Raw genomic sequence first — 11,791 nt, 5'->3', positions numbered from 1 at the left:
AAATAAACGCTGCGGTCGGGACCGAGAAAAACAGAGATGCAAAGAGGCTGATCAGCCTTGATTCAATTGGCCCGCCTTGGCCACTATTCCTTGCCATTTTCCGTGACTACTCCTTGTGTATAACGCGTAGCACAGCGGCGACCTTGGAGTGGCGACGAAGGAGCCACGGAAAGGGCGTCCGGCGGCCATCGGCCGCGAACTGCTGCGCCTTGTTAGTCACTAGCCGAGTGAATGGCGTGGGTTTTCAGATACCCGTCCAACTCCCGGCATGCTTGTACATACTCGAAAAAAGCGCCTGCAAAAGTCATAAGATTGTCGTTGTTCAATCTGACCCTTGATAAGGTTTCGATTGAACTGAAATGTGTCGAGTCTTGGACCTTCATCAACAGAGCTACCAGCGGGGCTTCAAGAAATATAAGCTGTGCCATGATCTTATCAATGTGCCCCAAAGACCTAACCCTGTAGTTTTCAAAGTATTGAAGCCAATTTGCCTGGCCTCCTTGCCAGAAGGCCAATGGGGCCTCTCCATTAGGCTCTAATCTAGCGAAAACAGCTTCGATGTCTTGCTTTTCCAGGGTTTGGAAATCGAGTTTGGCCGGATCCGCCTTAGAGAAACCGGCGATCTGGGTCCTGCAATCTTGCACTACAAGATTCGCCCAACGTGTTACAAAAGGATAGATTGTTTTCTTTTCTCGCACCTCTTTGAAGTGCACTACTATCAAATAGAAAACATAACTCGCCAATACTGACGCAAGCACTGCTTCGAATACCAGCCCTATCTCATGAAAGCCGTCAACTGGCTCAGAAATTTTATTGAATATGAACAACTTCAACAGCAGCAGAAGCACCGAAATGAATGCTGCCAAATTGACTGCTCTTGGAATTGTCCTCCAAAACACTACGAAATTACTCCCTGACTAACGCCACACATCACCGGCATCAAAAGGCAGAGCGACGAAGGAGCGGAGCTTTTTGATGTCCGAGTGCATGTGATTGTTAGGCTTAGTTTTGGCTTAATATCTGAAGAACCTGCCCATCCAAACTGACCTTCGCAGTAACGGAATTTTTGACTACCCCACCAAACGCATTCTTTCCCCTAAAAGTAGTCTTTACAATCAGGTAATCGCCACGATCCCAGTAAACGGTTTTGACATGTTCGTAGCTATCAGGATCATTCATGGATTCCTTGATAACCCTCTCAAGATTACGATGCGATCCATCCCATGCGCTGAACTGAGATTCTATTTTCTTTTTTCTTGCTTCAGCGGCTATTTTCTTTTGTTTTTCTTCTTTTATCTTACCGACGTAAAACGCCACTTTGTTTTTATAAAGCTCGCTGTCAGGGTGCATATTTAGCAATTGCTGGTACAACCCCCTATTTTTCTCAAATTTTTCGGTCGGGACAGACTTCAGTTCGGCTAATAGCTTTTCAGTCTTTTTGGCTTTTTGAATGGCCGATAGCTCGTTCTTTGCTTGAGTATTCAATTGCCCAAGCTCTTTGTCGCCAGATACAAGGTATTTGTTAGATTGAGAGATGGCCGCCTGATAATCTTTTCCAGTAATCGCGCTCTTGACGCGGGACATTATCTGCTCGCGGTTGGCATTGAAGTAATCAATGTTGTCCTGCCGCAATTGGGCTGCCTTTTCCGCTTTTTCCTGGGCCTGCTGCGCCGCCAACTCTTGTTCTTTTCGCTCTTGAGCCTGTCCAACAAAAAAGCCAAACGCCATAAATAAGATAAATATTGAAATTGCTCTCGCCTTGACAGGAAAATCTTTATTTGTCTTTGAGTAGACAAAATTTCTTACCGGCGGGAGCAAAAGAGCTGCGGCGGCAATGAGGCTCAGCCCAGCCAAGGGTGATTCAACCAAGGAAAGGACCCCGGCCAATAGGAAAAGGACACCAAATACCCAATTAAGTGTCAGATACAGATACTTCACTATTTTCTCCTTTTGCATCGCTGCATCCCATGATGCCTAACGCCCGTGCTCAGCGGCCGATTTGGAGGCGCAATGCGCCGGAAAAGCGGTCCGCTGCAGCCGCTGGTTAGAAGACGATTCACCCTTTTCATGGCGGTCCTAATTCCCAACCGGCATACGGACACCAGGGCCCCTTTCTCTCTTTCGATACAAAGCACCATGCTACCGGCAGACTCGGGCGTTGCGACGAACAGCCCCACAACTTGGGCACCATTCTGAAAACAAGAAAAACGCCAAACCTGGCTTCCAGTATCGCGGACCATTTTTCTGGCCTTGGCCATTACTCGGAGCCGGAACGCTCCCGCTTTGCATTGACGCCAAGGCCTTTCATCCAATCATCCTCAGATGATTTCAGGAAGCCTTGGCTTCTAACGCCCGCCATCACCGGTGACAAAACCGTAGCGAAGCGGAGGTTTGGCATCCGGTGCATGGCCTGGTTATGTGGTGGTCTACTCCCAAGCTACCAACCTTCATATCGAATTCCATGTTTTTCCAAGTAATCCCCCTGCCTTTCAAGGTAACTCTTGGTACGAACTGTGTAGTCCTCTCCCTTCTTTTCGTGATCATACGGCTTGGCCTTGAAACGCCCAACTTCAATGGCATTCTCACCCCGGTTCATGATCCACGCAACCACCGTTCCGCCTGGTGCCAAGCCAAGAACAAGGTTGTATCGCGGGCGTTCCACCATCTCGCCAAAGCGCTCGAATGCGGCAACTTCCTTCATCTTTTCTTCGATCTCGTCCGGGTTTTCCAGTCGGATCAGGGCCTCATAGGATTCTTGCTCTGCAAACGAAAACCAGCGGATAAGGAAGACTTCCGGCATCGTTTGCCATTCAGCCGAAGCCCCGTGTGGTTTTTTCCAGCAACAGGATACAATCCCAATAGGCGCCCGCCAGCCAATGTCCTTGGACAAGGATTCAACAAAGAACTTATCCACCCAAACATCGTAGTGTTTCGGTGCTACGACATTGATGTTGCGATATGTGCTGTTGGGGCCGTGCCTTGGCCCCTCTGATTCCGTTGGTTCCGAACACCCAACCAGTGCCAGAATACAGAGACTGATCATCCAACGCTTGATACTCATAGAAGTCTCCATTTATTCACTGGTTTTATTCGGGTAAACAGCCCGCCGGCCATTTTTTGCAGGCCTGAACGGGTAAAGCGGCCCCATTTCCAAATAATGATCAGAATGATGAATGTACCGTTGCTTGAGCAGCGCTTTGGTTTCAGGAGACAGCCGCAAGTCTTGGCCGTGCCAGACGTGAGCGGCAAGGTTTCTGGCAACAGTTACAAGTTCTTGAGGTAGAGAATAAGAAGCATCTGTCGGATCAATTTGATCAAAAGGCACTCCGGCATCGAGAGCCAGCTTGTGAATCAGGTACAGAGGAATTCTGGAGTATTCTCCCCGAACTTCTCGGTCCAGCCACAGGTGCAGAGCGACGTTATTTCCGCTCAGACTCGGCTGAGTGGGCAGCATGGGCAGGCGCTTTTGTTCGATGTCCAAGCTGGCCATTGGATTGAGGGAACCGATCCAGCCCTCGGCCTTGATCAGGGCTCGTTCCTGCAACATGCGAGAGAACTCAAAACTGGCCTCTGGATTTTGACGATCCTTGCCCGTGATCACTAACGGCGGACGCACTTCAATTCGCTCATGGAATTGTTCTGGATATCCTCCGCCAATGTCGGAATGCGCACCAGGCAAAACCCATTCGCTAAAATTCCCGGGCAAATTGCCCGATTCACTTCGCAGGCTGTTTAACGAGAAGTTGTGCCGGCGCTCATCTCTCGCAACAAACTGGACGGCCTGCTGGACATGCTCCGGTTTTACATTGACGTTGATACGTCCCGTTTCCGCATCGTGAGCGGAAAAATCGAGATTGCCCACATCGGCAACTCCAGCCACGGTGTCAAATAAACCCAGAAAACGAACCGTTACCTTCTCAGGCCATGGGATGCCTTCCCGCTCGAACGCTTTGACCAATGCCCCTTTGTATTCGCCGTACAGGGAGCCCGTTGTGTCAAACACTTCCCGGCTGACAAAATGCCGTGCCGTTGCCGCGCCCCTGCTAAAACCGAACACATCGATGATCAATTCATCAACGGGATCATTGACCCTGTTGGCAACCTCCAGGGTGAGCTTCTCGGCACCATCTTCAATTTTCCTGAGGATGCCTTGCTCTCCCAGCCCCAAGCCCATACTTTGGCCATCATCCGGTTCACCAAACTTGGTGCCCACGCCTGAAATATAAACGGAGAGCCGGTAAGTAGGAGAACCGTCTTGCTCTATGGTGTCCTTGAAATAAAGCGATTCCAGCTTTGACACGTTGGTTTCGGCATTAAGATAACTGCCTTCCATCACCTGCGACAGTTCACTGCTGCACTCTTCTTCCGAGATGGCTCCGGCGGCATTGGCCGTCAGACAGTCTTCAAGTTCATGCTGGTAAGCGCGGGTGTTGCCACGATTATTACCTGTACCATCGAAAAAGATGCCAGCTTCTACCCGAACCTTGGGGCGATCTTCTTCGGCGGGGGAGTCTTCCGGCTCTTCGTCCGCCAAGCCTTCGTCAATTAACGCACCCTTCTGAGCAGCTTTGCGAACAAATTCCTGCGGGTCTTTATCCAGCAACTTTTTGGCGGCAGGAGTAAGCTGGCCTTTGTCATCCAGCGCTCCAGCCTTGGCGAAGTCCACAACCGGTGCGGTGTTGGTGGCAACACCCAAAATCACTCGTGGATTACCGCTGACAATGGAACCACCATGACTGGTCGGGCTGCCAAGGTAGGCCACCGGCATACCATCGGCCAACGCCAACGGGTAGCCTTGGGTAATAACCGCACCGCAGCCGGTGACATCGCCAACCCGGGCAATGGGCTTACCTTCAACAAGGATGCTGGAGCCGTTTGGCATGATGGGGGAGGAGCCGTGCCCTTTGATCGGGCAAACGTGCATATCGCCGACGCAGGCGGCAATCAGATTGCTCATGGTCAGAGTTCCTTTCTGCTGAGGAGTAGCTTCCTGGCTACCCGTGATTAAACCTTGTTCAAAACCCGCGATTCTAGCATGGTTGGCACCACATAACGCCAGCAATAAACGGCGCCCTGACAAGGGCGTCCGGTGGAGGCCGAAGGCCGGAACGAATTTGATTGCCTTGTTATACACAAGGCTACCAGCCCCACCAGCGTTCGACCCTGACAATGCCGCGCCAGATACCCCCGAGAATAGATGGAAAAAGTTGCGGGAGTAGCAATGCCAACAAAGCAAAGATGATGATACAGGCGATCAGGTAGGTACTGCTGAGAAACCCGCCCCAGAACGCGAGCTCTTTATTAACACCAAGCCAAATAAACGCTGCGGTCGGGACCGAGAAAAACAGAGATGCAAAGAGGCTGATCAGCCTTGATTCAATTGGCCCGCCTTGGCCACTATTCCTTGCCATTTTCCGTGACTACTCCTTGTGTATAACGCGGAGCTAAGCGGCCGGTTTGGAAGCGCAACCGCGCTGGAAAACCGGTCCGGTGGAGGGCCGTAGGCCCGGAACGTACTTGAGCGGCTTGTTAAATGCTGGACCATGCAACCACCAACAACAGTACGGTGCCAGGTAGGGCCACCACAGTTGGTACGGCATAATGCCAAAGAGCTCCTTTAGGCATGGCCCCCCGACAAACATAGGAAATACCTGCTGCAATCCAAGCTAAGGGCGTGGCAATCGTCAGCCCAAGCAAACCGACACCAAAACTTAGTGCCGCTAGAAAAGCACCACCATTACCGCCACCAGGAGGCAAGGTAGATAAATTGATAACTGCGAATGTGGTAGCGCCAACAAATGCAACCATTGCCGCTGCCAAACAGAACTTGTAGACACCGACCATTCACAGTTCTCCATGACTACGCATTTAACGCTGAGCTTAGCGGCGACCTTGTAATGGAGGCGAAGCCGCAATGAAAAGGGCGTCTGGCGGCCTCCGGCCGCGTACTACAGCGACTTGTTAAAATCTTTGCTTTGGGCCATGCGCAGACAAGAGGTAGTTTGGCGCATAGCCAGAGAACAAGACGCTGCCAGAAATATGCCCAGTGACGATCACCACTGCCACACCAATGAAAATAGATAGTGAAAATGGCTCGGTAACCAGGGCAAAAATGAGCCCGGCGGCAGCCAGTAAAGTGCAAAACAGGAAAAAACCGGCCAGCCCCCTGAAGAAAGGCCTTACTTTAGCTACCTGATCTCTACTCACTGGTTCATGCAACATAGACTTTTAACGCCATGCGCAGCGGCCGGTTTGGCGCGCGCAGCGTGACAAACCGGTCCGACTGACGCTACTTGTTAGAAGCCGTTCACCCGTTTGTATTGAGGTCCCAATCCCCAATTCGCATGCGGACACCAAGGCCCCTTTCTCTTTTTCGATACAAAGCACCATGCTACTGGCTGACTCTGGATTTGCGACGAACAGCCCCACAACTTGGGCACCATTCTGACAACAAGAAAAAAGCCAAACCTGGCTTCCAGCGTGGCGAGCCATTTTTCTGGCCTTGGCCATTACTCGGAGCCGGACCGCTCCCGCTTTGCATTGATGCCAAGGCCTTTCATCCAATCATCCTCAGATGATTCAGGAGCCTTGGCCTTCTAACGCTCAGCTCACCGCGCAAATTTTAGATGGCGCTTTTTGTGCGTCCATTTGCACAAAAGGTGACAGCTAAAATTTGTCCGGTGGAGCTGCTGGTTAGGCTAATTTCACACGAGTTGTGCAATTGACTCAACTCGGTATTGTGTGGCTCTTATGCCTTGAATAAAAGGTAATATATGTTCGCGAAATTCTTCTATTGAACAGTTATCTGTTACTACATTAATCTCATTCGCAGACCGCTCTGCATTAATTACAACAGATATACTACTTATATCTTTGACGAAAGCATTTAAATACATTTCATATTCTTCAGTTTTAGGAATATTTGGGCACTCCGGACGTATATCATTTTTATTAATTTGGCGCATTTTTATTTTATAGTTCATTTGAATTCCTAAAATTTAGATAATACTAGAATTACATTGCTGTCACCGGTTAGGCTTTTTTATTTTTAACCCTCTCTCGGCCATGACCTGATTTTCAGCAATTAGTACACACATAATCGGCGTTTAGGCTTTAAATTTTATTAAAAATCGATTTCGAAATATTCCAAATTTTTAATATCGTAGATACGAAAAACGCACCTATACCAAACCTAAAATAGTAACCAGTCATGAAGATAAGGGATGCCATGAGAAGTGAGTAAAGACCTTCGTGTCGATAACTCGCGCCAAAAGCACTAATTAAACTCTCGAATGGACTATCACTATAGCTCCACTGATAATTTACTCCCCAAATCACAAAAGCAATGACAATAGTCAGACCAACGATGCGATAAACTTTAGCACACGATTCCACATAAGGAGGATCAATACTCTCTAGATCATGATCAATCTCCAAGCTATCCCTATTATCAGATATTTCCAATTTCCGTTTATTGAAGCGTTGAATTAAATAATGACAGAATACGGCATGAATTCCACTAGCAATAATCCCAAGTACAATTCCTTGACCCCAGCTTCTGGTAACTTGGGTCGATGTTAACAAGGTTTCTGTCACAATGGCTCCAGCTAACGCAATGACAGGAATAAACCATTTCTTTCTCGAAAACAATGAAATAAATAATACAATAATAAAGCTAATAGGGTCTAACAATCTGGCAATGAGCGTTGCTATAAATAAAGTGAAACCTTCTTGATCGTGAAGCCCGTTTGATTTAACTGTATCAGTAGGATTGTCAGCCAAACCAATTATTTTAATTGGCTTATATTCAGCTGTTGCTATATCCATTTCAGAAAGCAATCCTGTCATTTTATTTACTTTATAAAATCCATACCTAGGAGCAGTATTCGGGTCACCGCCACAATTTAAATTATGTATCTCTCTTACATTGATTTCGATAATTTTGCTATCTTTTGGGTCTGCTTCCAACTGGATTCTCAGACACTCACGCGCATCACTTCTTTTGCTCTCAAGATGACCCATTACCCCATCTATTATCGTACCCTCTCCTTTTATAGCTAAGGAATATGTGGGAATAATAAGCAACAGCATAATTATGACTATTTTTTTCATACTTATTCTCTGGAGATAGAACTCTAATTATATGAGGAGTCCTCTATATTATGGAGAACACGAGTGCCTAACGCAGAGTTAAGGGGGCCGGCGGAGCGTAGCTGGCTCCCCTTGAACGACTTGTTATACGATTTTTCTATTTCTTAGCTCTAAAAATATTGCGATTAATAGAAGAGCCGAAACTGAACAAGCAATAAAAAGACCAAAATTAAGACCGAATATTAAATTTTCGCTACCATCAAGAAACTTCATAGAACCGCCATAAAGCCTCTTTGTAGCATAAGCAACCAAAAAACTACCCATAACCGACAAACTTAATAGAGCGGAAAGCAGAACTTGGCGTTTTACCCACAGAAGCCATAATCCAATGAGGCCTATGCACGAATTAGTAAGAAGCTGCCAAACCTCATGGATTCGGACATGAGGTGTCCAATCAGGATTGAAAACGTGAGTTGAATTAAACTCAGTAATCGGGCTACCCACAGAATAGAACAAGATGCAAATCGTAATAAGCAGTCTAGATATCATTATTAAACATCCATATTTTGCGATGAACGCACTGTATAACGCAAGCCATGAGCCGCGGCTGCGAAGCAGCCGTCGCGCTCGATGGCCTTGTTAGGCTTCTTATGCTATCTGCTGACTTCCTACTTCAAAATTGCATCGCCCGAGAGCTTCGCAAGCCGAAGGCCGCCCTGATCTAGATACGCTAACTTCCAGACCGAACCATCAGGCGCCGTGTAGAACTCTGGAGGAGACTCGCCAGGCTCCGGATTCAACTGGTTCCACTGGACGTGGCGGCCGGGCTCCAGGACGCGCTTGAGCTCCGATCGCAACAGCCAGACTATGCGGAAATACTCATCCACAAGATACTCGTCTGGTGAGAGGGAACGCGCAGCCTGTTCAATTTGACGCTGGCGCTTCAGAAACCAAGGCGGCATAACGCCGCTGGATATGTACTCGTAGAACCCGCGCCATCGATCAGGCTCTGGCCACCGGGCCTGGTAAGCTTGCTGGCCCTCCGCAGACAACTCGCGAAACCACTTGGCCCAAGCGTGCCAGTACTCCTCGCCAGGGCCCATTCGCCAACCGACGCTTCCCCATGGAATCCGGGGAAACACGACCCAGACGGGCTCTCGTTCTCCTTCCACCGTCTTATCCTCCGCCTAACGCCGATGTTAAGCGGCCGGTTTGGAGGCGCACCGCGCCGGAAAACCGGTCCGGTGGAGGCCGATAGGCCGGAACGTACTTGAACTACTGGTTATGTTCTTAGGCTTCGTAGGTAGCGATCTCACTTAGCCACCAATTCAATTTGTCATCAAGTTGCCATTTTTCAGGTGTCTCGAATGCCTTTTGGAGAATTGGTTTCTCTGTCTCGACGTCAATGGCCTCAACTACCAAGCTTCCGCTTTCCCAAAGTGTTGCTCTTCCCAGAAGGCCATTGCCATCAATTTCGATGTAGCGAGATTTAACGGTATCTCCCAACTCTCCGGTTATAGAGACAGCATAGCCTTCAGCACCAAATATTTTTGATTTGGAGGATTTCCATTGTTCTAAGTACGCTAATAGCTCATTCATGGTGAAACATAACGCCCACCATCACCGGTGACAAAACCGCAGCGAAGCGGAGGGTTTGGCATCCGGTGCATGGCATGGTTATGTGGTGCCTGTCTCCCAGGTCAGATGCACCGATTTACCAACCGTCGTACCGTATTCCATTTTTCTGAAGATAATCCCCCTGCCTTTCGAAATAACTTTCCGTACGGCGAGTATAGTCCTCTCCCTCTTTTTTGTGGTCGTAGGGTTTTGCTTGATATCGCCCAATCTCAATCGCATTTTCCGCCCCGTTCATTATCCAGACAACCACCGTGCCGCCCGGTGCCAAACCAAATACAAGGTTGTAACGAGGAACCTCAAAGTTCTTTCCGTAACGCTCATAAGGAGCGATTTTTTTCATTTTCTCCTCGATCTCGCGGGCATTCTCAAGCTGGATCAACGCGCGATAAGATTGCTGTTCGGCAAACGAGAACCACTTGATAAGCACCAGGCCCGGCATCGCCTGCCACTCCGCGCTCTTGCCAGAGGGGTGCTCCCAGCAGCAGGTGATTATCCCAATCGGTGCTCTCCAACCAATTTCCCCCGACACCGATTCCAGAATAAAGGTCTCGACCCATGCATCGTAATGCTGGGGTACGACAACGGAGATACTTCGATAGTCAGGATCAGGGCCATACCTTGGCCGTTCCGATTTGCTCTGATCCGAACACCCCAGCAGTACCAGAGCGCAGAGACTGAGAACGAGCATTTTAATACGCATGGTATCGCCCCTCTTTCCACTGGCCCTCATTCGGATGAATGGTGCGCCGACCGTATTTGCCGGGCTTGAAGGGATACAGGGGGCCAAGTTTCAGGTAATGATCGGAATGGTGGATATATCGCTGTTTCAGTAGCGCTCTGGATTCCGGGGTCATCAATAGCTCACTGCCATGCCACACATGGGCGGCGAGATTTCTGGCGACCGTCATTAATTCTTGCGGAAGGGAAAGCGACGAGTCTTCAGGGTCAATAACATCGAAAGGAACGCCAGCATCCACCGCCAACTTGTGCATCAGATACAGCGGAATACGGGAATATTCACCACGAACCTCGCGGTCCAGCCAAAGCCGAAGCGTAATGTCACCGCCTGGCAAACCGGGCGGGCGCTCCTGCTCGATATCCAATGTGGCGAGTGGATTCAGTGGCCCAATCCAACCCTCATTTTTGATCAGCGCCCGTTCCTGCAACATGCGGGAGAATTCGAAACTGGCTTCGGGATTGCGGCGGTCTTTTCCTTTGACCACCAACGGTGGGCGAACCTCAATCCTTTCGTGAAAGCGATCGGGGTAGCCCCCGCCAATATCGGAATGGGCACCGGGCAGCGTCCATTCGCTGAAATGGTCCGGCAAGTTGCCGGACTCACCCCGGAGGCTGTTGAGTGAAAAGTTGTGACGGCGCTCATCCCGCGCGGCGAACTGGACCACCCGCTCGGCATCGTCCGGTCTGAGGTTGACGTTGATGCGTCCGGTTTCGGCATCGTGGGCGGAGAAGTCCAGGTTGCCAAGATCGGCAACGCCGGCCACGGTATCAAACAGTCCCACAAAGCGAACGGTGATCTTCCTCGGCCAGGGTATGCCCTGCTGTTTGAACGCGGCGGCGAGCGCGCCATTTTCATCCTGAACTTCCCGGCTGATGAAATGCCGGGCCGTGGCCGCGCCACGGCTGAAACCGAAAACGTCAAGAATCAATTCGTCGATAGGGGCGCTGACATAGTCACGAATATCAATCGCCAAATCGCCGGACCCTTCGGCAATTTTCTTGAGTATGCCTTGCTCACCAAGGCCCAATCCCATACTGGGGCCATCGTCTGGTGCGCCGGACTTGGTGCCTACACCGGAAACATAGGTGGAAATACGGTGAGCTTCCTTCCATTCCTCACTCTGGAATTGACCCTGCTGATACATTCGCTCCAGCTTGGAGATATTGGTTTCAGCGTTGAGGTAACTACCCTCCATGATCTGCGACAATTCGGCACTGCACTCATCCTCGGAGATAGCGCCAGCGGCATTGGCCGTCAGGCACTCATCCATCTGTCTCTGATAGGCTTGGGTGTTATCCCTGTTGTTGCCAGTACCGTCGAAAA

Annotated in this window: 12 protein-coding genes; all 12 read right to left on the bottom strand. The window is 49.6% G+C overall.

Going from position 1 to position 11,791, the window contains the following annotated elements:
• Positions 1–212: 212 nt before the first annotated feature.
• Positions 213–866 (bottom strand): hypothetical protein, encoded by a 654-nt coding sequence (locus EZI54_RS22405; protein ID WP_131484105.1) that lies wholly within the window; start codon positions 864–866, stop codon positions 213–215.
• Positions 867–1,002: 136 nt separating this feature from the next.
• A complete protein-coding gene (locus EZI54_RS22400; protein WP_131484104.1) occupies positions 1,003–1,938 on the bottom strand; it encodes a hypothetical protein in 936 nt (311 codons plus the stop codon).
• Between the two features lie 499 nt (positions 1,939–2,437).
• Complete coding sequence (locus EZI54_RS22395; RefSeq protein ID WP_165495849.1) at positions 2,438–3,061, bottom strand: DUF2931 family protein; 624 nt, start codon at positions 3,059–3,061, stop codon at positions 2,438–2,440.
• A 12-nt stretch (positions 3,062–3,073) separates the two neighbouring features.
• The gene (locus EZI54_RS22390) at positions 3,074–4,957 is read right to left on the bottom strand and encodes a phospholipase effector Tle1 domain-containing protein (protein ID WP_131484102.1); all 1,884 of its coding nucleotides are present in this window, start codon (positions 4,955–4,957) and stop codon (positions 3,074–3,076) included.
• A 181-nt stretch (positions 4,958–5,138) separates the two neighbouring features.
• Positions 5,139–5,411, bottom strand: coding sequence for a hypothetical protein (locus EZI54_RS22385; RefSeq protein ID WP_131484101.1), 273 nt, complete (start codon positions 5,409–5,411; stop codon positions 5,139–5,141).
• Positions 5,412–5,529: 118 nt separating this feature from the next.
• Positions 5,530–5,844 (bottom strand): hypothetical protein, encoded by a 315-nt coding sequence (locus EZI54_RS22380; protein ID WP_131484100.1) that lies wholly within the window; start codon positions 5,842–5,844, stop codon positions 5,530–5,532.
• A 117-nt stretch (positions 5,845–5,961) separates the two neighbouring features.
• Entirely contained in the window at positions 5,962–6,222 is a 261-nt protein-coding gene (locus EZI54_RS22375) for a hypothetical protein (RefSeq protein ID WP_131484099.1), read from the bottom strand.
• Positions 6,223–6,704: 482 nt separating this feature from the next.
• A complete protein-coding gene (locus tag EZI54_RS22370; protein WP_131484098.1) occupies positions 6,705–6,983 on the bottom strand; it encodes a hypothetical protein in 279 nt (92 codons plus the stop codon).
• A 130-nt stretch (positions 6,984–7,113) separates the two neighbouring features.
• On the bottom strand, positions 7,114–8,112 hold the full coding sequence (locus tag EZI54_RS22365; RefSeq protein ID WP_131484097.1) for a hypothetical protein: 999 nt from the start codon (positions 8,110–8,112) through the stop codon (positions 7,114–7,116).
• Between the two features lie 1,269 nt (positions 8,113–9,381).
• Complete coding sequence (locus tag EZI54_RS22355; protein ID WP_131484095.1) at positions 9,382–9,690, bottom strand: immunity protein TriTu family protein; 309 nt, start codon at positions 9,688–9,690, stop codon at positions 9,382–9,384.
• Between the two features lie 115 nt (positions 9,691–9,805).
• Positions 9,806–10,429, bottom strand: coding sequence for a DUF2931 family protein (locus EZI54_RS22350; protein ID WP_165495848.1), 624 nt, complete (start codon positions 10,427–10,429; stop codon positions 9,806–9,808).
• Positions 10,419–11,791 (bottom strand): T6SS phospholipase effector Tle1-like catalytic domain-containing protein (locus EZI54_RS22345; protein WP_131484093.1); only part of this gene is annotated, 1,373 nt, incomplete at its 5' end. The genes EZI54_RS22345 and EZI54_RS22350, both read right to left, overlap by 11 nt.

Source organism: Marinobacter halodurans, from assembly GCF_004327985.1.
In the GTDB taxonomy this organism is placed as follows: domain Bacteria; phylum Pseudomonadota; class Gammaproteobacteria; order Pseudomonadales; family Oleiphilaceae; genus Marinobacter_A; species Marinobacter_A halodurans.
The sequence above is the reverse complement of the archived record's forward strand: the minus strand, read 5'-3'. Positions and strand labels throughout refer to the sequence as shown.